Below are 25,383 nucleotides of genomic sequence, written 5' to 3'. Positions count from 1 at the left end.
CAAGTAACTATGGCCGCTGCCGGGCCGAGCACTTGTTCCAGCCTGGCGTGCTGGAGCAGGTGGTTATTTCAGACCGGCTGCGATTCTTTGCTGTTTACCTCATTCACCCACCGCCACATTCGTCGTTGACTGCGACGGCGTCACGATGCTGTTCAGATCGATATGCTTCCATTGAGGCTTTGCCCCCAACCGTGCGTTGAAGCGGTAGTTGAAAGTGAAATCGTCTGCCGTCGGCACGCTTAACGAGTTGCCATACACCGCCTCGATCCCCGCAAGGTCGTAACCCATCAGCTGCAGCAGCGTCGGGAAGATGTTGTAGTGGCTGGAACGATCCTTGTTGCCGGCCAGTTGCGCCTGCCAATCAAGCGTTTTCAACCCGCTGCCCTGGATCACTACCAACGGCACCAACCCCTCTTCCTCCACCGGATCGCCACCACAGTGCGTATTCAATCCGGGGTTACCTCGCTCGTGCAGATCCTGCCCATGGTCCGAGGTATAGATCAGCACTGCGTTATTCAGATTGGCTTGAGCAAAAATTCTTGAGAAAAACTCCCCGACGTTCCACAGCACGGTGTTCTTGTAAGCATTGCGATACAGCAACCAGTCGTCCGGCTGACCATTGAAGCCATCCCGCGTGCCCGTGTCCGCGACTTCGACAAACTTCCCGCGAGGCAAGGTTGGACGGTAGGCCATGAAGGCATCGGGGTACTTGTCGTGGACCGGAAAATGCGCCCCCACTTTGTTGATCACCACCAATTCGGACGTGTTGTCGTTGAGCAGTTCGATCAATTTCGCGGCTGCAGCCATGTCGCGGTCACGCACACTGGTCTGGTCGAATTGCACGAACTTATCAATGTCTTTCATTTCGGTGTCGTTCATCAGGTTCTGCAGGTTGCCGCCCGTGCGCTGGGCGTCGATATAAACAGTACGCAGTCCGGCCTTTTTCGCGTACTGCCAAATAGAAGGCAAGGTGCTGTTGATGCGAACGTAATCAGCCCTGGTACCGCCGTAACGCAGGGTGATGTTGGTGTCGGCACTGCAATTGGCTATGGAAGCGGCATAGCCGTAATTGAAAATATCGACGCCAGGGCGCGGCTCCTTGAGATTGCTGTTCACACCGAACGGCGCATTGATGTCCAGGTAGTTGCCGGAAATGCTTTCATCAATGATCAGCACAATGTCGTGGCCCACCGGTTGATCCACACGCGCCAGATTCACCGGCTCACGCGGGCCGACCGTGTTATGCAGCGACTCATAGGCAAACAGGTTCAGGTAAGCCAACGGCGTGTACATGATCGGCAGGCCCCGGGCGCCCTCGCCGGCCCTTATAAACAGCACCGAGCTAAGTACAAACACCCCGATGACCGGCGCAGCCACCAACAAGGCGCCCGGCAACGGCATCCGCCGACGCGGTTTAAGCCCGATCCCGAACAACAGCAGCAGACCACCCAGCACTGCGCTGATGATCGCGTCGCGGTACTGATACACCGCTTCCTGAATGAAGCCGCCGGAATACACCATGGACACGAAGCCGCTGTACGTCAGGTAGTCAGCCGTGACCCGCGTATAGACGTCGAAAAAAACTGCAGAGCTGAACATCGCCAAGGCAAACACGTGCCGGATCAACGTCTGGCGAATGTACGCTGTCATAAATAACGCAATCGTTAACGCGACAAACATTCCGCCAAACAGCAACACAGGAATACCGATTCCCATGGCGCTGAGTCGTTCGAGGTAATAGTCGTAATTCTTTAAAAGATACAGCAGTAACAGCAATTCTTTGAGGTATCGAATCATTGTATTTCCATTCGCCGGCTGGACTTTTGGCCAATAGATTGTCGGCCATTTTTTGACACTAGCACCGGGCCATCAAATCGCAAGAAATGTCGGACATTTGAGTAAAGCGTCAAAAAATTGTTGACTCAAATCTGACACACTCAAGCCCTTCCGACACTCGGCGAAAACGCTCAATGACCGTTTATCGCTTTCTTGAAACTCGCTCAAACCCTTCAAAACCGCGGCAAATCCAGCGGTGGCAAGCACTTGATGGCAAATAGCCCCCAAAATCGGGGATGTCTTACGACTGCAACACGTCATTTTGCTGACACGGTTTTCCACGGCTGGGCTATACCCCTTTTGACAGTCTCATTTTGATCTCTCAACCGTCTTACGAGGCACGCCAATATGGACGTGAGCGTATTTGGTACGGGCTATGTTGGCCTGATACAAGCAGCGGCACTGGCCGATGTCGGACATCGTGTCTTATGTGTCGATATTGACCCGAATAAAATCAGGCAACTGCAGCAAGCAGTACCGCCCATTAGTGAACCGGGACTCTCCAGCACGCTGGAAGAAAACATTAAAGCCGGTCGTTTGTTATTCACGACCCAGGCCAGCGATGCGGTCGAACATGCCGAACTGATTTTCATCGCGGTCGGTACGCCTGCCGATGAAGACGGCTCCGCCGACCTCAGCCATGTCCTGAATGTCGCCCGGCAGATCGCCAGCTTCATGGAGGCCGATCGCACCTTCATCATCAAGTCCACCGTGCCGGTCGGCACCGCGGACCAGGTGACGGCCGCCGCCAACGAAGAACTGCAGCGCCGGGGCAAGGCGTCCTTGAACGTGCGGGTGGTGTCCAATCCCGAGTTCCTCAAGGAAGGCAGTGCACTGGCCGACTGCATGCGTCCGGACCGGATCATTGTCGGCACCGACGACGATCAGGCACGCGAACAGCTCAGCGAGCTCTACGCGCCCTTCTGCCGCAACCATGAAAAAATCATGTTCATGGACAACCGCAGTGCCGAGCTGACCAAGTACGCAGCCAACGCAATGCTCGCCACCCGTATCAGTTTCATGAACGAGCTGGCCAACCTCACCGAGTTGCTGGGGGCGGACATCGAAGCCGTGCGCAAGGGCATCGGCTCGGACCCGCGCATTGGCTATCACTTTATCTACCCTGGATGCGGCTTCGGCGGTTCGTGCTTCCCCAAGGACCTGCGCGCCCTGCTCCATACCGCCGAACACAACGGCATGCCTCTGCGTTTGTTGCGCAGCGTCACCGACGTCAACGACAGCCAGCGCCATATCCTGTTCAGCAAACTCAAAGCGCAGTTCCCTGGCGGACTGGCCGGTAAGTCCATCGCGCTCTGGGGCCTGGCGTTCAAACCCAATACCGATGACATGCGCGAAGCACCCAGCCGTTATCTGATGGATGCACTGTGGGCCGAAGGCGCAAGCGTACAGGCCTACGATCCGGAAGCCATGTCCGAGTGCCGACGCATCTACGGCTATCGCAAGGACCTGCACCTGTGCGCGACCCGTGATGACACCCTGGAAGACGCCGACGCGCTGGTGATCTGCACCGAATGGAAAAACTTCCGCGTGGTGGACTTCGAACTGCTGGCCAGCAAACTGCGCTCGCGGGTGATCGTTGACGGGCGCAACCTCTACAACCCTGAACACGTTGCGGCAGCCGGTCTGCATTACAGCGGCATCGGACTGCGGCACGTCGTGCCCCAGGGGCCGCGCCCATGAAGATACTGGTGACCGGAGCCGCAGGCTTCATCGGTGCCCACTGTGTGTTGCGGCTGCTTCGCGACGGGCATCAGGTGTGCGGCCTGGACAATTTCAATGACTACTACGACCCGCAACTCAAGCACGATCGCGTCGCTTGGGTGCAGGAGCAGGCTGGCCGTTTCCAGCTCGCAAAGATTGACCTGGCCGACGCCTCGGCCATCGAGTCTCTGTTTGTCCGTGAACAACCGGAAGTGGTCATCCACCTCGCCGCTCAGGCCGGGGTGCGTTACTCCCTGGAGAATCCCCGGGCTTACCTCGACAGCAATCTGAGCGGCTTTCTCAACATCCTCGAAAGCTGCCGGCAGCACCCGGTCAAACACCTGATCTACGCCTCGTCGAGTTCGGTGTATGGCGCCAATCAGCACACGCCTTACTCGGTCAAGGACGGCGTCAATCACCCGTTGTCGCTGTATGCCGCCACCAAGAAAGCCAACGAACTGATGGCCCACAGTTACAGCCACCTGTTCGGCATTCCCTGCACCGGTCTGCGTTTTTTCACCGTGTACGGTCCCTGGGGCCGGCCGGACATGTCGCCGATCCAGTTCGCCCGGGCGATTGCCGAAGGCTCACCGCTGAAGCTGTTCAATTACGGCGAACACCAGCGGGACTTCACCTACATCGACGACATCATCGAGAGCATCGCCCGACTGATCGATCGTGCGCCGCAAGCCGATGCTCAATGGGACCGTGAAACACCGGATCCGGCCAGCAGCATGGCGCCGTGGCGGATCTTCAACATCGGTGGGCAGCACCCCGTGGAGCTCAAGGATTACCTGGCGCTCCTGGAAAAACACCTCGGCCAAAAAGCCGTGGTGGAGTTACTGCCCTTGCAACCCGGTGACGTGCTCAACACGTGCGCCGACGCCAGTGACCTGGCCACGGCTACAGGTTTTCAGCCCCGGATCGAGCTGGACGAGGGACTTGGGCGCTTCATTGCCTGGTTTCGCGATTACTACCCACTGCCTATCGCCCACGCGCCGTTCGCGGCTGAACTTCAGCGGAGGAATCCATGACTGGACATGAAAAAGGTGTACCGCTCAAAAATCTCAGGCGTGACCAGCGCCTCGATCCCGAGCACCGAATCCGGATGGACGCGGCCATTCACATGCAAGGTCGCGGCTGGATGTCCGGCCGTGACGGCGGTCGGCCCTGGACATTGTCGCGCACCAATCGGGTGGTTGCCTGCATCGGCGCGCTGGCGATTCTGCTGCTGATCTCGCCGTTGATGTTGGGCCTTGCACTGGCGATCAAATTCAGCAGCAAAGGGCCGGTGATGTTCGTGCAAAAACGCACCGGCTACCGCGGCCGTTCGTTCGGCATGTACAAGTTCCGCACCATGGTGGCTAACGCCGAAGAGCTAAAAGAGTCCTTGCGTCACCTGAACAAGCACGGGGCCGACGCCATCGATTTCAAGATCGACAAGGATCCGCGCATCACCGGTATTGGTGGCTTTCTGCGGCGCAGCAGCCTCGACGAATTGCCCAATCTGTTCAATGTAGTGGCTGGCGACATGCGCCTGGTGGGCCCTCGGCCAACTTCGTTCAACGCCTATCGCTACAAAGACAATCACCTTGCACGCCTGAGCATCTACCCCGGCATGACCGGCCTTTGGCAGATCTCCGGGCGCAGCAATATCGACTTCGACCAGCGCGTTGAGTTGGACCTCAGCTATATCGCCGAGCAGAGCCTGCTGCTTGATCTGAAGATCCTGTTGAAAACCCCCTTCAAAGTATTCAGCGGCCACGGAGCGAGTTAAATGGACGGTTCAACTGCAAAAAGCCTGACTATCGCAAACCCGAGCGAGTCCAACCTGACCTCGACTGTGCTCGATCAAGATCTGCGGATCCTGCTTCTGACTGCCGCCAACCCCGGCGCAGGCACGACCACCAGCGCCCTGGTGCTGGCCACGCAACTGGCGCAAATGAGCAGCGGGCAGGTGCTGCTGGTGGATGCCAGCCAGTCCTCCAGCAACCTGACCCAACAACTGGGGCTGTCCAAGGAGCGTGGTTTGCGCGACCTGTTGTTCAACACCCAGAGCCCGCCGTTGTTGCAGGACTGTGTGGTGAACGTTTCCAGCCTGCCCTTTCACGTCTTGCCCAACGGCAGGTTTGCACGGGGCGCCGAACACCTGACGCCTGAAACACTGAGCCCGTTGCTCGATGAGTTGGGCAGTCAGTACCGGTTCGTGGTGATCGACGGCGACGCGGTGTATTCGGCCGCCGACACCCTGGTCATCAGCACCCAGGTAGACGGCGTGATCATGGTCGTTCGCGCTGAAGACACGCGCTGGGAAGTGGCCCAGGCCGCGGTTCAGCGCCTGACGCAAGCCGGAGCGAAACTGGTCGGCAGCGTGTTCAACCGACGCAAGTACTACATGCCCAAATGGCTCTACAAAAACCTGTAAGCAATCGCCAAAGGATGACGACATGAACGCCAAGATGCTTGTCCTGCTGTTGCTGCCGCTTGCAGGCTGCTCCAGCCATAACGAAACCCAGAGTATGCCGGTGCAGATCCTCACGGCCGCACCGTCCGACGCTCAAGCCACCGACATGAACATGTCCAAGACCGAGCAGACCCTGCGACCAAAAGACGTGCTGGAGGTGATCTTTCGCATCAGCACCAGCGGTTCCGAGGCATACCGCGTGCAGTCCGGTGACAGGGTGGCCCTCAACTTCACAGCCGCCAGCCAGCTCAATGGCGAACAGTTGGTGCTGCCCGACGGCACTATCGAACTGCCAGGGGCGAACACCTCGGTGAGAATCGAAGGCATGACTCGCGAACAAGCGCGCAATGAAATACAGCAGGCCTATCAACGCAAACAGATGTTCCAGCCCAACCGTAACCAGCTGTCAGTGATCATTCTCAGCCCGCTGACGAATGAAGAAAACCTCAGAAGCTCACTGAACCACCCGGGCACCGGCATGAGTCGGGATATCACCGTGGGCACCGACGGCTACGCCAGTTTCCCGGAAATAGGCTCCGTGGCGCTGCAAGGCATGACCGTCACTCAGCTGGAGAATTACCTCAATAAACGCTACGCCACCCTGCCGGGTCGCATGAGCGTGGACGTGCTGCTCAAGTCCACTGCGGGTAACGAAATCTACGTACTGGGTGAAGTCGGCCAACCGGGGGCCTACCCGATTCGCCGCCCGGTGTCGGTGCTCGAAGCCCTGACCATGGCCCGAGGCTCGTTGATCAAGGCGCGCCTGGACTCGGTGATGATCATGCGGCGCAACGGCAACCTGGTGACCGCGCACAGTTACGACGTGGAAAAAGCGTTGTCCGGTGACGCAACGCAGATCGCCTACTTGCAACCCGACGACATGCTGTATGTGCCCAAGACCAAACTGGCCAGCGCCGGTGAGCTCGCACGGCAACTGGCAGACGTGGTGTTGTTCCAGGGCGTGGGCATGAGCTTCAGCTACCGCGTCGACAATAAAGGCGACGACAACTAACTCTCAGGTGAATAGACATGAACCCAAAGGAAAACTACCTGCACGAGTTCTTCAGGATCTTCTTCGCCAACAAGCAGTTGGTGAAGCGAGTGTTCCTGGTCTTTGCAGTGATCGCGCTGGTCTTGCCGCTGATGCTCAAGCAGAGCTTCGATATCACCGCCCAGGTGATCGTGCAGTCCAAAAAACTCTCACAGGGGGATGCCACGACTTCCCTCAACCAGGAAAACGCTTCCTTCGTGCCTCCGACGCTTTCGGACATGGAAACCGAAAGCAATATCCTGCGTTCGCCGGGATTGATTCGCCAGACCATCAGCGAGTTGCGTGAAAAGGGTGAGTACACCTCCCCTCCAGGCATGCTCAACAAACTGGTCAGTGAACCGATCAAACGCTACATCACCACGCCGCTGCGCGAGCATGTGATCAATCCAGTGAAATCCGCGCTGGGCATGGAAACCGATCCGGTACGCGATACGACGCTGGACGCGCTGACCCAGGAGGCCATGGATAAACTCAAGATCGAAACCCTGCCGGGTTCCAACGTGATCTCGATCATCTACAGCTTCCCGGACCCGACCCAGGGCACCAGGTTTGTCGCAGCACTGCTGCAAAATTACCTGGCCAGCCGTCAGGAACTGCAGTCCATCGACCTGCCGCAAAGCTTCTACGAAACCAAGAAGCTGCAATACCAGGCGCGCCTCGATGGTCTGGAAAGTAATCGCCAAGCCCTGTTGGGCGCGGTGGGTTCGTCCGACCCCAAAGAAGAAATCACCTTCCGCCTGAACGCCATCAACACCGAAGAGCAGGCGCTCAACCTGTATCAGGACCGCCTGCTGCAAAGCAAACGCTGGCTCGATTACCTGAAAACCAGCCTGGCCGCCGCCAACAACTCCAAGCTCAACGATTACACCTTCCCCTACACCTTCACCACCACCGTGGACAACGTCGCGTTTGAAGACCGCGAGATCAAACAAATGGGTGAGGCCCTGACCACTCAGGTCAGTCGTTACATGAATGACCTGGCGATCTTCCAGCCAGGCAGTGAACCGATGCTGCTGACCCGCGAGCAAATCGCCCGCACCCGTCAGCAATTCCTGAAAGTCGTCGCCAACCGGATTCAGGAGCGCACCAGCGACCTGGCGATTGTCAGTTCGGTGATCGATCAGAAAACCGGGCGCATTGCCGAGTTCAAGGATCGCATCCATACGTTGCAAGAGACTCAGAGCAAACTGCGGCAAGTGGACACCGAAATCGATGCGTTGCACACGGCGTTTTCCACCTATGCCCAACGGTTTGCCGAGAGCAGCACCGCGCGTTCGCTGGACAACGACCTGTCCAACGCACGGGTTCTCAGCCCACCGTTCGAGCCTACCGCAGCCGCCTTTCCGAAACCGATGCTGATCATTCCGTTCGGTTTGTTCACTGGCCTGTTGCTGGCGATTGCGTTGGTCTATGTCCGTGAGTTCTTCGATCACCGCTTCAAGCATCCTGCGCAAATCACCCACGAACTGGGCCTGCCGGTGCTGTTGGTGATCAACGATCAGAACGTCGAACCGGTCAACCCGCACAAGAGCTGGACCGTACCTGGCTTCGTGCATTGGGTGCGCAATTGAACGCGCCGCTCAGCCGGACTCCATCTGACAGCGCCCTGCCGATCATTCATTTGCTCAGCAGTGGCGGTTTCTACGGGGCTGAGCGGATGCTGCTGGACCACTGCCTGGCGACGCCGGGGCAGCATCAAGTGCTGTTCCTCGATGCGCCGCCAGAACTGATCGCCAGGTTTCGCGATGCCGGCGTCGACTGCCAGGGCTGCGCGGGGTTGGGGCAACTGTTGGGGCATTTACGTCAGCGGCGCGCCGAACGGCCGCTGATCAACACCCACAACTTCAAGGGTCTGCTGTTTGGCTGGGTCGGTGCGACGTTGTTGCGCCTGCCCCTGGTGATTACCCAGCACGGGTTCACGCCGCGCAGTCGCAAGCAAAAGTTCTACACCTGGCTGAGCTTGCAACTGTGCCGCACCGCGTCGGTGGACCGTGTTGTCTGCGTCGCCGAAAGCATTGCCGTGCTGCATCGCCAGGCCAGTGTGGGTGCGCAGAAGTTGCAGGTGATCCCCAACGGTTTGCCCGCAGCCATCGGCCTGTTGCCGCACAGCGTCAACCACCAGCGGTTCCTGGCCGGTTACGTCGGGCGGCTCAGCAGTGAGAAAGGTCCGGACCTGTTTCTCGATGCACTGATTCCGCTCTGTCAGCAACACCCGCACCTGGACGCCGTGATGCTCGGCGACGGCCCGGAACGGGAAACCCTGATGGCCAGAATCAACGCCGCCGGGTTGCAAGAGCGCATCACGCTGCCGGGGTATCAGACCGACATGGGCGTGTGGTGGCGCAAGCTCGATGCGCTGGTGATCAGCTCGCGCACCGAAGGCACGCCGATGATTTTGCTGGAAGCCATGCAGGCCGGTGTGCCGGTGGTGGCGTTCGGTGTCGGCGGCATTCCCGATGTGCTGGAAGATCGGCACAACGGCTTGCTGGCGACGCCCGCCGACAGCACGGCCCTCGCCCGCCAGATCGGCACCTTGCTGACTGAGCCGGCACTGACCAGCACGCTGGTCGTCAATGCAAAACGTACACAACTGGATCGCTACGACCTCAAGGCCTTGGCTGAACGCTGGTCGCAGCTTTATATCCGTACTGCACGGGAGGCTCGCGCGTGATTTTTCCGCTCTCGATTGTCAGTTTGCTCGGCCTGGTCTGCCTTGGTTTGCTGGCCAGCCCTTATCCGTATCTGGCACCGGGAGCGGTGCTGGGCCTGGTCGGTGTGGCGGTGCTTTATCGCAAGCCGACCTGGGGCATACTCGGCATTGCCGCCATGTTGCCCTTCGAAGGCCTGTTCAAGGACAGCGCCATTTCGGGCTCCAAGTTCCTCGGTATTTCACTGGTGTTGATTCTGATGCTGCAGCTGGCGATTCATCAGCTGCCGTCCGAACGTTTGCGCAGCAATATCTGGCGCTTCCTGATCGCATTCATGACGCTATACCTGCTCAGCCTCTTGACTACCGATGAGATGAGCATGTCCCTGGGACACCTGCGGGAGTTGAGTGTCGGCTTGGTTCTGTTCGTCATCACCCTGCTGATCGGACGCGAACTGAACCTGACCGTATTCGCCAAACTGGTCACCCTCAGCGTCTCCGCGACCTGCGTGATGGCGATGTTTTCCGCCAAATACCAGGATCAGGGACGGGCCTCCGGCCTGCTGGAAGACCCGAACAGCTTTGCGCTGATGATCGCCTTCGCAATTCCCATGGCGCTGTTGCTGGTGGTCCGCAGCCCGAACTGGCTGCACCGGCTGGTCTGGGGGGGGTGCTGCCTGTTGCTGCTCGGCGGCATGACCAAGACCGAGTCCCGCTCGGGTCTGGTGGTGTTGTTCCTCAGCCTGATAATTGGCGCCTGGCACTACCGCGCGCAGATTCCACGTATCCGTCCGCGTCACCTGGGTTTCGCCATGCTCGGCGCGGCGATCGTTATTCCGCTGGCGCTGTATGCGATGCCAGCCGGTTATGTGGCGCGCATTCAGTCCTTGAGTATTTTGAGCGCCGGGGCCAAGAGTCAGGATGCATCCCTGGGCCGGCGCGCGTCGTACATAGTGGTCGGCGGTCAGATGATTAGCGAGAGTCCGTTGCTCGGTACCGGTCCCGGCACATTCCCTTTGCACTATGCCACCACTGGCTACGCCCAGGCTTTTTCCTCCAACCGCAAGGCGGGTGATCTTTACCGCCGCGCCCACAACACCTACCTGGAGATCTTCAGCGAATTGGGGATTCCCGCCGGCCTGACGTTTGTCGGCATGCTGGGCCTGGGCTTGTACAACCTGACCCGCGCCCGCAAAGCGTGGATGCTGCGCCGTGACTGGCATCAGGCTGACATGATGACCCACCTGGGCATGAGTTTTCTTTCGTTGACGTTGTTCCTTATGTTCCTCAGTGCGCCGAACCATAAGTACCTTTGGATCATGCTGGCACTGACCAGCGTGCTGCGCACAAAAGCCGAAGAAGCTCCATTGACGGAGGCCAGGGCATGAGCAGCATCAGCATCGTTATCCCGATGTACAACGAAGCGCGGCACATCACCCGCACCCTGATCGCCGCGCTGCACGCCGCCGATGCCGCCGGGCTGGAATGCGAGCTGATCGTGGTCGACAACGGCTCCGACGATCAGGGCCCGCAGATCGCCCGCCAGTTCGGCGCCCAGGTGCTGCACATGCCCGGTTTACTGATCGGTGCGCTGCGCAATCGTGGGGCCAGCGTGGCGAAGGGGGAATGGCTGGCGTTCATCGACGCCGACATCGAAATGCCCGAGGACTGGCTGACGCGTCTGATCAAACTTGAAGCCAGCGGCCAGGCGGACGTCCTCGGACTGGACTTGCACACCCCGGCCGAGGCGCCGTGGTTCGCCGATGCCTGGCAGCGCCGCACCCTGCGTCCGGCCACCCATAACCTGCACAAGGCGCAGTGGCTACCCACCGCCAACCTGCTGATGCGGCGCACCTGGTTCGAACAGGTCGGCGGTTTCGACGAAACGTTGCGCACCGGCGAAGACAAGGATTTCACCCTGCGTCTGAGCCAGGCCGGCGCGCGCCTGCTCGCGGCCAACGAAAGCGTCGCCCTGCATTGGGGTTACGAAGGCAGTTGGCGGGAATGGATGGGCAAGGAAATGTGGCGCCAGGGCAGTCATTTGCAATTGCTGCGCAGCCACGGCTTGAGCCTGCGACTGCTGCGCTTTCCGCTGCTGTCGATGGTCGCCTGGTTGCTGGATTTCATGGCCATCTGCGCCTTGCTCGACGGTCGCTTGCACCTGGCGTGGGTGCTGTTGCTGGTGACTTGTCTGCCGCCGCTCGTCTTGAGCCTGCGCCAAAGTTTGAAACACCGGGACGCGGGTCTGACCCTGCAACTCTGGGGCTTGCATTGGGTGCGTCTGCACCTGGCCGGCGCCGCGTTCATCCTCAGCCTGTGTCATTGGAATGCCAGGAGGCCCGCACGTGGCTGAATTCATTTTCTGGTTGTGCCTGTTGTTGCCTGTCTACGCGTACCTCGGTTATCCGCTGCTGCTGACATTGCTGGCGCCGTTATTTGCGGCTCGTCGGCACACGTCGGCCGAGCCGATGAACGTCAGCATCGTGATTGCCGCGCACAATGAGGCCCGGCACATCGAAGACAAACTGCGCACGCTGCTGGCCCAGGACTATCAGGCCCGTTCGCTGCAGATCATCCTGGCCAGTGACGGCTCCACCGATGACACCGTGGCCTGCGCGCACAAGGTCATCGACCCGCGCATCACCGTGCTCGACCTGCCCCGCCAGGGCAAGGCTGCCACGTTGAACGCAGGCGTCGCGTTGAGTACCGGGGAAATCCTGGTGTTCACTGATGCCGACAACCAATGGTCCACCGACACCCTCGGCCACCTGCTTGCGCCACTGGCGGATCCAGCCGTGGGTGCCTGCGCCGGGCACATGGTGATTCCAGTGACCGGCAAAGGCCTGAGCATCGGCGACAGCCTGTATCGGCATTACGAAGGCTGGCTGCGCAAGGTCGAGAACCGCACGGGCTGCATGGTCTCCGCCGACGGTGCGCTGTTGGCACTACGCCGTGAGTTGTTCCAGACCGTGCCGGCAGAGGTCAACGATGACTTCTTTATCAGCACCTGCGCGCCGGTGGCGTTCAAACGCATCGTGTATGTGCCCCAGGCGCAAGTCATCGATCAGGGCGTGGACGAGGCCGACAAACAATTTCGCCGGCGTCAGCGTGTCACCGTCGGTGGCCTGCAAAGCCTGGCCCAGCGCCGCGAACTGCTCAATCCGTTCAAGCATGGCCTGTACGCGATTGCACTGATCAGCCACAAGTTGATTCGCCGGCTGGCGCCGATCCTGTTGGTGCCGCTGCTGCTGAGCAATTTCTGGCTGTGGAACGAGCACGGTTTCTATCGCCTGAGCCTGATTGCGCAATTGGCGGGTTACACCATCGCCATCGCCGGCCTGCTGGATTCGCAGCACCGTTTACCCAAACCCTTTCGCCTCGCCGCCTTCCTTCTGGTGACCCTCGCCGGGATGAGTATCGGTCTGTGGCAGTTCCTCCGTGGCCAGCGTTACGCCCAGTGGAATCCTGAACAAAATCGTTGAGAGAACAGCACCATGGCGATCAAGCAATTGTTCAAGCGCACCAGTGGTTGGCTGTACCTCAATTCGCCGGTGGGGCGTAATCAACTGCACGGCGCCGGGGTCATCCTGATGCTGCACCGGGTGCTGGCCGATGACCGCGCCGCCGACCTGCCCCATCGCAATGAACTGTGCGTGGGGCCCAAGGCGTTCGAACACTTGTTGGTGTGGCTCAGAAAACACTTCGACTGCGTGCCGTTGATGGACATCCTGCAGCCGACCTCGTTGAAATCGTCGCGCCCCAAAGTCACGCTGACTTTCGATGACGGCTGGCGCGATAACGCCGTGAATGCCTTTCCATTACTGCAAAAACATCAGGTGCCAGCGAGTATTTTTCTGTCCAGCGACTTCATCGGCAGTCGCCAGCGGTTCTGGTGGGAAAGCATTGGTGAAACCCTCTGGGGCAGCCATGGTGAAGCCCCGCGGATGCACCTGAGCCAATGCTTGCAGCAACTGGGCCGCCCCCTGCCGGCCGCGTTCGAGAATGTGGACGAACAACGCCGCAGCCTCGCACTGGCGCATTTTCTCCAGAGCCTGAAAACCCTGTCGCCCGACGACCTGAATCACCTGACCGATGAGTGCCCGCATGATTCGCTGCCACAAGCGCTGGACTGGCAACAAGTGCGCAACCTCGAAGCCTCGGGCCTGGTGCGCTTCGGGCCCCATGGCGCCAGTCACGCGATACTCACCGGTCTCGACGATCACACCCTGTCAGCCGAACTGAGGCGCAGTCGAGACGCGTTGCTCAACGGTTGCAACCGGCCGCTGCCCGTCTACTGCTACCCCAATGGCGACAACGATGCGCGGGTACGGCAGCAGGTCGCCGACCATGATTTTCCGTTTGCTCTGGGCACCGGCACCGGGATTTATCGGGGGATCGAAGACCCGTTGGCGCTGCCCCGTTTCGGCGTCAGCCAGCGGGTGGCGCGTAATCCGGAATTACTGTCCTGGCGCATCTACCGCGGGGCTCGCTCATGAGTCGTAGTAATTACCTTAAACACCTGGCGCTGAGCATGGGCACCAAGCTGGCGATGATCGCCTTGCGACTGATGCGCAACGTGCTGCTGGCGCGAATTCTCGGACCGAGTGAACGCGGCCTGTTCGCACTGCTCAGCACCCTGCCCGACCTGATCAGTGCCGCCACCAGCGGCGGGTTGAATTCGGCCATCGGTTTCCAGGCGGCCAAGCAACGTCCCATGGGTTTGTTGTTGAGCCAGGTGCTGGTGTTCGGCTGTCTGCTCGCGGCGATGCTGACCTTGTTGGTGGTGGCGTTGACCCGTGAGTTCGGCACTGAACTGGACATCACCACACAGTTGGGGCTGCTCGCCTGGTTGCTGTTGCTGGCGGTGCCGCTGACCGTGCTCAAGAGCGGTTTGCTGACCTTGCACAACGCCTCGGGCGGCGTGGTGGCGTTCAACGCGTTGCGCTTGCTCGAATCGTTCGCGCCGTTGCTGCTGTTCCTGGCGCTGTTCTGGATGTGGAAAAGCGCAGCCCTGGAAGCGGCGTTGATCAGTTGGCTGGCGGGCATCAGCCTGGTGGTCCTGGCCGGTTGGGTGTGGCTCAAACGCTCGCAGCCGGTGACCCTGCAATGGGACCGCGCGAGCCAGAACGAACTGCTGCGCTACAGCGCGCGCAGCCATCCGGATCTGTTGTTCCAGCAAGTGATACTGCGCTCCGACTACCTGTTCATCGGCGCCCTGCTCGGCAGTACGGCACTGGGTCATTACGCGATGGCCAGCGCGGCCGCCGAGTTGCTGCTGATCGTTCCGGAAGCCGTGACCACGCCGCTGATGAAGCGCCTGCTGCAACAGGAAAAAGGCATCGAAAAACTCACCCCCCTGGCGCTGCGCCTGACCGCCACGGTGATGATCGGCGCCTGCCTGACCATGGCGTTGATCGGTGAATGGCTGATCGTGACCTTGTTCGGCGTGGCGTATCAGCCCGCCTATCCAGCGCTGTTGGCCCTGCTGCCGGGACTGCTTGGCCTGTGCTACGCGAGCATCCTGCGCCTGGACCTGCTGGGCAAGAATCGCCCGGGGACGATTTCGCTGATGATGGGTCTCAGTGCCCTGCTCAACCTGGCACTCAACCTGGTGCTGATTCCTGCCTACGGCATCGTCGGCGCGGCGGCGGCTTCGTCCATTGCGTATGTGGCCGTGACCATTGCGCTGCTGGTGATGTATTGCCGGTTGAGCCATGTGTCGATCTGGCAAACCCTGATCATCCTGCCCAGCGACCTTGCCCCTATGCTGCAAATGCTGCAACGGAAGTCGGCATGAGACGCCTGTTACTGCTGTTGAGTCTGGGGCTTGGTCTGAGCGCCGAGGCTGCGCCCATGCGTTGGGCGGACATCCGCGACGGCAGCCTTTACCTGCAACCGGATCGCCCCGACACCGTGACGGTGCAGTGGGTACCGGCATGGCAGGCGGACGCCAACGAAGAACACCTCTATCTGCTCGATGGACAGGGCAAATTGCAGGCAGAACGGCTGATCGCCGCCAGCGAATCCCGGGGCAGTCAAAGCTGGCCGCTGGCGCCGAGCGCCGCCAGCTATCGGCTGGAAGTGCCGGGGTACAGCTTTCGCCGTTACACGGTTGAACATGACGATCATACGGTGGCGCTGTTCGCGCCTGCCAAAGTACATTTCAGCGCCGAAACCCGCGACGGCGACGAACTGTTTTTTAAAGTGGCAGCAGGCGAACGCGCAGTACTGGCGGGCAAGTTCCATGGCGGGGTCGGCGCCTTCCAGGCGCAACGGGTGGGTGACGGTAAACAGCTGTCGCTGGCGCTAAAGTCCTACCCGGCGTACTGGGAGTTTGACCAGGTCGAGTTGCCGGTGGCCTCGACCGATCAGGTCTGGCGCCTGCGCCTGAGAGGCAGCGGTAAAGCGGCGTTCTGGCTCGATGGCACGGCCAATCTGTTTGCGCAGAACCCGCAGCAGCTCAAACCGTTGCGCGAAGATCCTGGCCAGACCCGGTTGATGCTGCACAAGGAAATCCTCGGCAAGGCCGCGAATCTGGGCATGGCCTTGCCCTATGCGCTACCGCCGGCCAACCCGTTAGCCTTGCTCAAATCGCTCAACCCACGGGCCGCGAGTTATTACAGCGTGGTCGACATCATGGCGTCCCGGCCGCACTACGAAGATGCGTTCCGTCGGCTGTACCAGGACCGCTTAGGCATCAAACAGGACATCACCCTGCTGGCCGGCAGCCAGCGCAAGGCCGATCTGCAAGCTGACGCCACCAGCAACGCCGGCCTCGAGGCTTGGCTGGCCGCCACCCGAGCCCTGGGTGGCGAGGGTACGCATTACATCGGTTTTGCCGATGAGCCGAACCTCAACTACCCGGACTACGCCAGCTATCAACGCCTCTTCAGCAGCATGGCCCGGCAAGTGCGCAGCAATCCCGACAACTTCAAGGCCGGGGTGCGCATCGCCATGCCCGCCAGCACACGTTTGGTCAACGGCCCGTTCGCCGACAACGCCACCGACAAGCGCGGCATCGACTGGGCGCGGCGTCTGCTCGCGGAGTCGGGCGACAGCATCGATGCCCTGGCCTGGCACGAATGGATGATCCGCGACCTGTTGGCCACTCGCGTCTATCGCGACAACGTGCGACGCGCCGCCGATCTCGTCGGGCTCGATGCGCAGGGTCGGCCACGTAAAGCCTTGCTGCTGGACCAGACCAACATATCCAGCGGTCCAACCCTCAGCCCGTACGAGCAGGAAACCCATTACGCGTCGTTATGGTGGGCTTCGGTGGCCATCAACTCGTCCCAGGACGGCTTGCTCGACATGCTCAACTGGTTTCAGGCCGATGACGAATCGGATCACCGCAAGGGCATGCTGCGCCAGCTCGATGATGATCGCTACGAACTCAAACCCGTGGGCTTCGCTCAGCAATTCATCCAGAAATATTGGCTACAAGACGTGGTGCGCCTGGAGAACGACGCCTTTGAAGTCGATGTCCTCGCCATGTCCACCGATTTGCAACACTGTCTGTTTGGCGTGAACAAAGGCACGCGCCTGCAGCGGGTAAACCTGAGTGGTGCGGGGTGCCCATTAAGCAAAGGCTCATTGCGTTACTTCGGCGCGGATAACCGCAGCCGCGACGCGCCTTTCAGTTGCAAGGACGGCAGTGTCAGCTTCGATTTGCCAGGGGAAACCCTGTTCGCCCTGAGCTGGACTGCCACATGAGCGTCATTGAATTTTTTGCCGCGCAGACGCCACGTCGCGCCCTGCATTACTCCACTCACGGGCAAACCCGCCAGGAGGCAAAACCATGAATGTTCTGAAAAGACTCCGCGTGCACCTCAAACAAAAAGGCCTGCGCGCCACCGTCCAGAAAGTGTGGAAGCACTACGTGTTTTTCCACGAAGAACTGATCTGGATGGAGCGCGATCTGGTCAGCCCCGTGCCTGCGCACAAGCTGCGGCCTTATCCACCGCTGCAACTGGAAACCATCACTGCGCAAAACGCTGTCGCGTTCACCAGACACTTCGGCGACCGCGTCGCCACCATGGCCGAACTCGCCAACGAAGGTCACACCGGGCACATGTACCTGGACGGCAAAGGTGATGCGGTGGCTTTCATTTGGGGCAGCAAACGCGATTACCACGACCGCCACTATTACGGTTGCCGGTTCCCGGTGAAGGCCGGTGAATTTTTCGAGTTTGGCGGCGAACAGATCCGGGCGTACTGGGGCACGATGTTGTCAGTCGATATCCAGCTGAACCTGTGGAAAGCCATGGCGGATCAGGGCTGCAACAAAGTGGTGGATGTCTGCGAATCACACAACATCCCGGCCCTCAAGCTGCACATTCGCATGGGCTACAAAGAGCAAGGGCGGATCATGAACGTCTACAGCCTGTTCGGTTGGCGTTTCTACCGCGAAACCCGTTACAGCAATTCGCGCCTGGATCCCCTGCGCAAACCCACCCGTGAACCTGTTACAGCATCGGCGACCTGAACCTATGGCGGCACGATTCGAATGGCGCACCTCGCTGTGCGCCGATGACTTCCCGGCAGCGGCTTATGAAGCGCTGCGTCTGCGGGTGACGGACCACACGCCGTTTAACACGCTGGCCTGGATGGCCGCGTCTGAACGGGCATTGACGTCCGGGGAGCGCTTGCACGTGCTGCTCGGCTGGGAAGGTGACGAGCTGGTTTTATGCCTGCCGCTGGTAGCGTCCGTCGAGCGTTTCGGCCGGCTGCCGTTTCGGGTTTTGCATCACCTGGGCTATCCCCTCGCCGACCGACTGGCCCTGCTCGCCCGAACCGACAGGGACAGTATTGAGCAGGCGCTGGTGGAGATTCGTCGACAGGTTCCCCACGCCTTGCTGCAACTCAATGAGTTGTCCGACCCGACCGACGGCGAAAGCGCGCTGACGGGCTGGACGGCCCACAGTTCGATGGGTGAGCGACGGTTGAGTTGTCGGGTGCCGGTGCACTTGATCAGCGAGGCTGACCGCCAGGAAGTGTCTGGCGATCCGCGCTATAAATTGCGCCGTGCGCGTAAACGCATCGCCGCGATTGGCGCCGAAGTCCGGCGGATCACGCCTGACGCCTCGACCATGGGACCCTTGCTGCAGGCCATCAGCGAAGTCGAAGCGGTGAGCTGGAAAGGCGATGAAGGGGTCGGGATCTTTGCCGACGAGCGCCACCGTCAATGGATGGACCGCGCCTTTACCGCCCTCGCCGCCCAAGGCCTGGTGCGCGTCGTGGTGCTGGAACTGGAAGGACGGTGCATCAGCTATCGACTAGGGTTACTGGAACAAGGTCGCCTTTACGACTACAACCTGGCATTCCTGCCGCAATACGCTGACCTGGGCAGCGGTCGGGTATTGCTCGATGAATGGATACGCTGGGGCCTGGACGACAACTGGCGCTGGATCGATGCATCGCGGGTCAGCCTGGAAAATTCCAGTCATCAACTCCACGAGCGCATGACCGGGCAGCTGGAACACTGGCGCTGGAGTTTCTATTCCTGGCGTCCCGACGGGATTGCCTTGGGGTTGGCCCTGCGGGTCTGGCAATGGGTCAAACCTTTACTGCAACGCTACAAGGCCTGGCGTGCCGCGAAGGCCGCCAAACCCGTTGCGGCGCCTGCGCCCGTGGTGGCGCCTGCTTCAAAGCAAGCCAACCTGAAAAAAGAATCAGCCATGGAGAGCGAACATGCCTCGCCAAGTCATAGTCAACGCTGACGATTTCGGCCTCAGTGCAAATGAAAACGCGGTCATCCTCGGTGCCTTTCAGGCCGGCGTGATCAGCTCGGCCACAGCCATGGCCAACATGCCGGCGTTCGAAGCGGCGTGCGTCATGGCCCAGCATCCACTGCTGTCAGGCCGGATCGGGTTGCACTTCAACCTCACCTACGGCCGACCGTTGAGTCAGCGCATTCTGTCTCGCCCCAATTTCTGCGACACCGCGGGGGTGTTCGACCTCAACCTGACCCGCCACCGCCTCTGGCTCAGCCGCGCGGATCGGGAGGCGGTACTGGAGGAGCTTGAGGCCCAATGGCAACGCTGCCTGGACAACGGCGTGCGTCCCAGCCACCTGGATTCTCACCAGCACGTGCACAACATCTGGCCCATCGGCGAGATCGTCGCGCGCTTCGCCGCCCGCCAGGGTGTCCCCGTGCGCCTGGCGCGAAACCTGGGGCAGAACCTCAGCCTGCCCAAGCGTGTGTTCAAGGGGTTGCTCAACAGCCGCCTGCAACGTCTGGCGGGCACTACTGCGGATTTCGTCTGCACCCCGGTGGACCTGCGCAACGATGCAATGCCGACCGACGGGGTGCTGGAGATCGTCGCGCACCCGAACAAGATTGGCGCGGATTTTGGCGACGCTTATCTGCTTCCTGGCGAGTCACTCACACAGGTGCTGGAGCAACGTTTGCGCGGCGTTCCACGAATTTCCTATGCCGCGCTAAGCGCCGTATCGCCTGGCGTCGTGACGGCACTCGAGCAATAAAACATATTTAGTAACACATTCAAAAATGGCGTTTTGCTATTAATTTCCACCGTTGATCTATACCCAATTCAAGCGTCATCCACATGATCCTGGCTCAGGCCAAGAAGGGCTCTATGACTGTCATTCACAAACTCCTTGATCGTATAAAACAAAAAGGTTTGGGCCGTACATTTGGCACGTTGTGGAAACGCTATGTGTTCTTTCACTGGGAGCTGTTGTGGATGGAGCGCGACCTCGTGAGCCCGGTGGCACCGCACAAGTTGCGCCCCTATTCCGGGTTGCGCATGGTGAGCATCACCCCGGAAAACGCCATCGCCTTCAGCAAGCACTTCGGCGACCGCGTCGAGACCATGGCCGAACTCGCGGCCGAAGGTCATACCGGGCAGATGTACCTGGATGCCGATGACAACGCGATTGCGTTCATCTGGGGCAGCAAGGTCGATTACCACGACCGCCACTATTACGGCTGCTGGTTTCCGGTGAAACCCGGCGAGTTTTTTGAATTCGGCGGCGAAATGACCCGCGCCTATTTCGGCACCAGCCTGTCGGTGGATGCGCAGATCAACATCTGGAACGCGATGGCGGCTCAGGGCTGTGACAAGGTGGTGGATGTGTGTGAAACGCACAATATTCCGGCGCTGAAACTGCACATTCGCATGGGTTATCACGAGCAAGGGCGCGTCACTCACGTTTACGGTTTGTTCGGGCGCTGGCGCTTCTTCCGCGAAACCCGCTACACCGGATCGCGCCTGGACCCGCTGCGCAAACCGGGACGTCCGGTGGTTACGGATGCGGCGCGGGCTTGAGAAGGTGGCCCTGCATCAACATCGATGTCGACTGACACGGCCCCATCGCTGGCAAGCCAGCTCCCACATTGGATCGGCAGTGGACACGGTATTTGCGCCCAACACAGCCCCCCTGTGGTAGACACCGGATTTTCATTCAGCATTGGTCACTGTGGGAGCGGGCTTGCCCGCGATGGCGGCCGGTACATCCAGCATCGATGTCGACTGACACGACCCAATCGCTGGCAAGCCAGCTCCCACATTGGATCGGCAGTGGACATAAGATTCATGTCCACCGCCGATCCTCTGTAGGAGTGAGCCTGCTCGCGATGGCGGTGGCACATTCAACATCGAAGTTGCCTGATACATCTCCACCTCAGGAACTCCATCCAGACCAAGCTCTATGCCTACACCCCCTGGGCGGGTCTGCTCGAAATCCGATACGCTTGGCGAAAGCACACCAAGGTATTTCCCATGCTCGACAATTCACTGCAAAACTCCGCCGCGCCAGATGGCGTCTGCTACGGCTGCGGCGGCAAGAACCCCCATGGCCTGCACATCGAAAGTTTCTGGCACGAAGACGGCGTGCACGTCATGGCCGATCACCTGCCGGATGCCAAGTACTGCGGCTGGCCGGACCTGGTGTACGGCGGACTCATCGCCATGTTGGTCGACTGCCATTCAAACTGGACTGCCATGGCCTATCACTACCGCGCCGAAGGCCGGGCAGCCTCGAGCCTTCCTCGTATCGACTGCGTCACGGGCAACCTGGGTATCAAGTTCATCAAACCCACCCCGATGGGTGTTCCGCTGACCCTGCGGGCAAAGGTCGAGGGTGAGGTCGGCCGCAAGAGCCGAGTGATCTGCGAGGTGTATGCCGACGGTGTCCTGACCGCAGTCGGCGATTCGGTTTTTGTTCGCGTCGATACCGGGCAGTTGGCAGCCGCCGCGCATGGCAAGAGCAGCTAGTGCCGCCGCAGATTTTACTTGGAAGAACACGCCATGACACAGAAGGATCAAGCACCGGCGATCACCGCGCGCGAGGTGTACCAGGTGCTCAAAGATGCAGCGATGGGTACGCGTGCGCTTCGTGTTGTTCGCTACGACACTGATCATCGATCGGTCGACATCGGCGGCTGGCAGCTCAGGCTGTTCATTCAGGACACCTGTCTGCGTCAGTGCGAAGAATGCACGACAGCGGACGGGCGAGTCGCGACGCTCGACGCCTGGCAACGTTACGGCACCGATCCGGTTGCGTTGTTGAGTGGCTGGGAACATCAGCAACTTGAGCGGTTGTTGAAGCTGAACGCCCATCACCTCGGACCGTGACAGGCGCAGGTTCGCTGGCTGTACACGCAGAGATTTAGCTAAGCTGCCCGCCTGATGCAAAATAGAACGCACAAACCCTGTCGGGTACGCAGTGCTACGAGAGCCGATATGAGAACCCCTTTGATCGAAGTCACCGAAGTGTCCATTGCCCAATTGCGCGCAGCGCTCGAATCCGGCCAGACCACGGCGGTCGAGCTGGTGCAGGCCTATCTGGCGCGCATTGACGCCTACGACGGCACGGACACCTCTACCGCGCTGAATTCCGTGGTAGTGCGCAATACCGAGGCACTGGCCGAGGCGCAGGCGTCAGATGACCGTCGCCGCAAAGGTCAGACGCTGGGGCCGCTGGATGGCATTCCCTACACGGCCAAGGACAGTTATCTGGTGAAGGGGCTCACCGCCGCCTCTGGCAGTCCGGCATTCGTCGACCTGGTGGCTTATCGTGATGCGTTCACTGTTGAACGGCTGCGCGCCGCCGGGGCGATCTGCCTGGGCAAGACCAACATGCCGCCGATGGCGAATGGCGGCATGCAGCGCGGGGTGTATGGCCGTGCAGAAAGCCCTTACAACGCTGACTACCTCACCGCCCCGTTTGCCTCGGGTTCGTCGAACGGTGCCGGTACGTCGACGGCCGCCAGCTTCGCGGCATTCGGGCTGGCGGAAGAAACCTGGTCGAGTGGACGCGGTCCGGCTTCGAACAATGGCTTGTGCGCCTACACGCCTTCGCGCGGGGTGATTTCGGTGCGCGGCAACTGGCCGTTGACGCCGACCATGGACGTGGTGGTGCCGTTTGCAAGAACCATGGCCGACCTGCTCGAGGTGCTCGACGTGGTGGTGGCGGAAGACCCCGACACCCGGGGCGACCTGTGGCGGATGCAACCGTGGGTGCCGATTCCGAGCGTTGCCTCGGTTCGTCCGGCGTCTTATCAAGCACTGGCCGCAAAGCCCGATGCACTCGCCGGCAAACGCCTGGGCGTCCCTCGCATGTACATCAATGCAGATTCCGAGGCGGGCACCGCTGAGTCACCAGGGATCGGCGGACCAACCGGCCAGCGTATCGTCACGCGAGATTCGGTGATTGCCCTTTGGCAAGCAGCGCGCAAGGCGCTTGAAGCCGCGGGTGCCGAAGTGGTCGAGGTGGATTTCCCGCTCGTGTCCAACTGCGAGGGTGATCGTCCCGGTGCACCGACGGTGTTCACCCGTGGCCTGGTGTCCAAGGAGTTTCTGCATCACGAGTTGTGGGACCTGACGGCCTGGGCTTTTGATGATTTCCTGCAGGCCAATGGCGATCCGAAGTTGAACCGTCTGGTCGACGTCGACGGCGCGCTGATTTTCCCCCATGACCCGGGGACGCTGCCTAATCGCGAAGGCGACCTCGTAGCCGGCATGGACGAGTATGTGCGGATGGCCGAGCGTGGGATCACGCCGTGGAACGAGATCACGACCGTGCCCGATGGCTTGCGCGGGCTCGAGCAGACTCGTCGTATCGATCTTGAGGACTGGATGGATCGCCTGGGGCTCGATGCGGTGCTGTTCCCGACAGTCGCCGATGTAGCGCCAGCGAATGCCGATATCGATCCGGCGGCGGCGGATATTGCGTGGAGCAATGGTGTCTGGGTGGCCAACGGAAACCTGGCCATTCGGCATTTGGGTGTTCCAACGGTCACCGTGCCGATGGGCGTGATGCAGGACATCGGTATGCCGGTTGGTCTGACATTTGCCGGCCGGGCGTATGACGATTCGTCACTGCTGCGGTTGGCTTCGGCGTTTGAATCGACGGGGTCGAAGCGGTTGATCCCGCCTCGTACGCCGGCTCTGTAGGGTAGTGATTTTATGAAAACACCGAGCTCATTCGTGTGGGCTCGGTGGTATTGTCGGTGTTCGACAAACACCGTCCGGTTTGACCTTTGTTGCGTCTATCAAGATGCATCAGGGCCTTCCCTGACCAGATCCAGAAACGTAGAAATCACTCGCCGCGATGCCTGTGCTCGCAGGCAGACCAGCGTCTCGTGCATGTGCCGCTGGCAGTCTTCGATGACTAACGCATGCACGCGAGGGTCAACGCCGAATTCTGCGACCGAAACCAACCCGGCACCGATGCCGGCAGCGACCATTTCATTGGCCGCTTCTCGGCCTTCAACTTCAATGGCGGTTCGCGTGCGCAATCCGACTCGTTGCATCTCTTCTTCAAATATTTGACGTGTCACCGAACCGTGTTCGCGCATGACCATCGGTACATTTTCCAGCTCCGCGAGACGAATGCTCGAGCGCTGCGCCCATGGGTGTGCGCTCGATACAAAGGCGATCATTGAGTCGTTGCTGAGGGGCTGGCTGAGTAAGCGCTCGTCCTCCACGCTGCGACCCAACAGGGCAAAATCTGCGCGGTACTCAAACAATCGACGTAGCGATTCATCGGTATTGCCGGTGACCAGACTCACCCGAACGCCTGGAAAGCGTTTACAGAAACGGGCGATGTAAGGCTGCAAGTGCGCGCTGGAATCCACTGCCAAGGTCAGGCTCCCGGTTTGGAGCTTGGCGCTGTTGGACAACAACTCTTGGGCCTCGGCCTCCACCGCGAACAGGCGTTGTGTGATGCCAAACAGGCGCTCTCCCAGGTCGCTGATTTTTACCGAGCGTTTACTGCGGTGAAACAGCAATACGCCGAACTGCTCTTCGAGCTTGCGCACCTGATCGGACACTGCCGGTTGAGTAAGGAACAGCCGTTCGGCAGCGCGGGTGAAACCACCGTGGATGGCAACCGCATGAAAGGCTTTGAGCTGAGCATGTGTAGCGACCATGGCTGAACTCCGGAGAGGGTAATCAAAGCCTGACTTGGCTTACGGCTGTTAGCGGGTTGCATTAATACATTCTTTTGCAATTGTAGATGTCACAATCAAGGGCGCCAAAGAGGCTTTAGTCATCAGATCGTCACTCTGTGCGAGAGGACTTGCTCACGGGGACAATAGAAAAGGCACCGCAGAAATATTCCCGGTGCCCTCGATTTTTAGTAGAAGCCCAGCGGATTGATGTCGTAGCTCACCAGCAGGTTTTTGGTCTGCTGATA

The 25,383-nt window shown here is 60.1% G+C and carries 22 protein-coding genes; 20 read left to right on the top strand and 2 right to left on the bottom strand.

Features of this window, described 5'->3' with window-relative positions:
• Positions 1-99: 99 nt before the first annotated feature.
• Entirely contained in the window at positions 100-1,797 is a 1,698-nt protein-coding gene (locus tag AC3ZVB_RS27760; RefSeq protein WP_490148337.1) for a sulfatase-like hydrolase/transferase, read from the bottom strand.
• 387 nt (positions 1,798-2,184) lie between these two features.
• On the opposite strand from AC3ZVB_RS27760, the gene AC3ZVB_RS27755 reads away from it, so the two are divergent.
• The 20 genes from AC3ZVB_RS27755 to AC3ZVB_RS27660 all read left to right on the top strand — a co-directional run bounded on the left by AC3ZVB_RS27755 (position 2,185) and on the right by AC3ZVB_RS27660 (position 24,140).
• Entirely contained in the window at positions 2,185-3,537 is a 1,353-nt protein-coding gene (locus AC3ZVB_RS27755; RefSeq protein WP_162439004.1) for a UDP-glucose dehydrogenase family protein, read from the top strand.
• Positions 3,534-4,592, top strand: coding sequence for an NAD-dependent epimerase (locus AC3ZVB_RS27750; protein ID WP_162439005.1), 1,059 nt, complete (start codon positions 3,534-3,536; stop codon positions 4,590-4,592). The genes AC3ZVB_RS27755 and AC3ZVB_RS27750 overlap by 4 nt, the downstream gene beginning before the upstream one ends.
• Positions 4,589-5,335 (top strand): sugar transferase, encoded by a 747-nt coding sequence (locus AC3ZVB_RS27745; RefSeq protein WP_162439006.1) that lies wholly within the window; start codon positions 4,589-4,591, stop codon positions 5,333-5,335. The genes AC3ZVB_RS27750 and AC3ZVB_RS27745 overlap by 4 nt, the downstream gene beginning before the upstream one ends.
• Positions 5,336-5,983 (top strand): CpsD/CapB family tyrosine-protein kinase, encoded by a 648-nt coding sequence (locus tag AC3ZVB_RS27740; RefSeq protein ID WP_162439007.1) that lies wholly within the window; start codon positions 5,336-5,338, stop codon positions 5,981-5,983.
• 22 nt (positions 5,984-6,005) lie between these two features.
• Positions 6,006-7,034: a polysaccharide biosynthesis/export family protein gene (locus AC3ZVB_RS27735; protein WP_490148336.1), complete on the top strand. Its 1,029-nt coding sequence runs from the start codon at positions 6,006-6,008 to the stop codon at positions 7,032-7,034.
• A 17-nt stretch (positions 7,035-7,051) separates the two neighbouring features.
• Complete coding sequence (locus AC3ZVB_RS27730; RefSeq protein ID WP_162439009.1) at positions 7,052-8,644, top strand: GumC family protein; 1,593 nt, start codon at positions 7,052-7,054, stop codon at positions 8,642-8,644.
• Positions 8,641-9,744, top strand: a complete 1,104-nt coding sequence (locus tag AC3ZVB_RS27725) for a glycosyltransferase family 4 protein (RefSeq protein WP_490148335.1) — start codon at positions 8,641-8,643, stop codon at positions 9,742-9,744. Before AC3ZVB_RS27730 ends, AC3ZVB_RS27725 begins: the two co-directional genes overlap by 4 nt.
• Complete coding sequence (locus AC3ZVB_RS27720; RefSeq protein WP_490148334.1) at positions 9,741-11,108, top strand: O-antigen ligase family protein; 1,368 nt, start codon at positions 9,741-9,743, stop codon at positions 11,106-11,108. Before AC3ZVB_RS27725 ends, AC3ZVB_RS27720 begins: the two co-directional genes overlap by 4 nt.
• Positions 11,105-12,073, top strand: a complete 969-nt coding sequence (locus AC3ZVB_RS27715; RefSeq protein WP_194691930.1) for a glycosyltransferase — start codon at positions 11,105-11,107, stop codon at positions 12,071-12,073. The genes AC3ZVB_RS27720 and AC3ZVB_RS27715 overlap by 4 nt, the downstream gene beginning before the upstream one ends.
• Complete coding sequence (locus AC3ZVB_RS27710; RefSeq protein WP_162439013.1) at positions 12,066-13,202, top strand: glycosyltransferase; 1,137 nt, start codon at positions 12,066-12,068, stop codon at positions 13,200-13,202. Before AC3ZVB_RS27715 ends, AC3ZVB_RS27710 begins: the two co-directional genes overlap by 8 nt.
• 12 nt (positions 13,203-13,214) lie before the next feature.
• Positions 13,215-14,216, top strand: a complete 1,002-nt coding sequence (locus tag AC3ZVB_RS27705; protein WP_194691928.1) for a polysaccharide deacetylase family protein — start codon at positions 13,215-13,217, stop codon at positions 14,214-14,216.
• The gene (locus AC3ZVB_RS27700) at positions 14,213-15,517 is read left to right on the top strand and encodes an oligosaccharide flippase family protein (protein WP_490148333.1); all 1,305 of its coding nucleotides are present in this window, start codon (positions 14,213-14,215) and stop codon (positions 15,515-15,517) included. Before AC3ZVB_RS27705 ends, AC3ZVB_RS27700 begins: the two co-directional genes overlap by 4 nt.
• Entirely contained in the window at positions 15,514-17,433 is a 1,920-nt protein-coding gene (locus tag AC3ZVB_RS27695; RefSeq protein ID WP_490148332.1) for a hypothetical protein, read from the top strand. Before AC3ZVB_RS27700 ends, AC3ZVB_RS27695 begins: the two co-directional genes overlap by 4 nt.
• An 85-nt stretch (positions 17,434-17,518) precedes the next feature.
• Positions 17,519-18,205: an N-acetyltransferase gene (locus AC3ZVB_RS27690; RefSeq protein ID WP_490148331.1), complete on the top strand. Its 687-nt coding sequence runs from the start codon at positions 17,519-17,521 to the stop codon at positions 18,203-18,205.
• A gap of 4 nt (positions 18,206-18,209) precedes the next feature.
• The gene (locus tag AC3ZVB_RS27685; RefSeq protein ID WP_490148330.1) at positions 18,210-19,439 is read left to right on the top strand and encodes a GNAT family N-acetyltransferase; all 1,230 of its coding nucleotides are present in this window, start codon (positions 18,210-18,212) and stop codon (positions 19,437-19,439) included.
• A complete protein-coding gene (locus tag AC3ZVB_RS27680) occupies positions 19,411-20,205 on the top strand; it encodes a ChbG/HpnK family deacetylase (protein WP_490148329.1) in 795 nt (264 codons plus the stop codon). The genes AC3ZVB_RS27685 and AC3ZVB_RS27680 overlap by 29 nt, the downstream gene beginning before the upstream one ends.
• 113 nt (positions 20,206-20,318) lie before the next feature.
• Entirely contained in the window at positions 20,319-21,011 is a 693-nt protein-coding gene (locus AC3ZVB_RS27675; protein ID WP_162439020.1) for a GNAT family N-acetyltransferase, read from the top strand.
• A gap of 453 nt (positions 21,012-21,464) precedes the next feature.
• Positions 21,465-21,959 carry a PaaI family thioesterase gene (locus tag AC3ZVB_RS27670; RefSeq protein ID WP_490148328.1) on the top strand — a complete coding sequence of 165 codons (495 nt, stop codon included), beginning with the start codon at positions 21,465-21,467 and terminating at the stop codon, positions 21,957-21,959.
• A gap of 33 nt (positions 21,960-21,992) precedes the next feature.
• Positions 21,993-22,319, top strand: a complete 327-nt coding sequence (locus AC3ZVB_RS27665) for a DUF7693 family protein (protein ID WP_490148327.1) — start codon at positions 21,993-21,995, stop codon at positions 22,317-22,319.
• Between the two features lie 120 nt (positions 22,320-22,439).
• Positions 22,440-24,140 (top strand): amidase, encoded by a 1,701-nt coding sequence (locus AC3ZVB_RS27660; protein ID WP_490148344.1) that lies wholly within the window; start codon positions 22,440-22,442, stop codon positions 24,138-24,140.
• Positions 24,141-24,238: 98 nt separating this feature from the next.
• Here the strand turns inward: AC3ZVB_RS27660 and AC3ZVB_RS27655 are convergent, their stop codons facing one another.
• On the bottom strand, positions 24,239-25,117 hold the full coding sequence (locus AC3ZVB_RS27655) for a LysR substrate-binding domain-containing protein (RefSeq protein WP_490148326.1): 879 nt from the start codon (positions 25,115-25,117) through the stop codon (positions 24,239-24,241).
• Positions 25,118-25,383: the final 266 nt, after the last annotated feature.

The organism is Pseudomonas sp. MDV22-iso1, from assembly GCF_058145095.1.
Note: the sequence above shows the minus strand (reverse complement) of the source record. Positions and strands in the feature narration are given on the sequence as shown.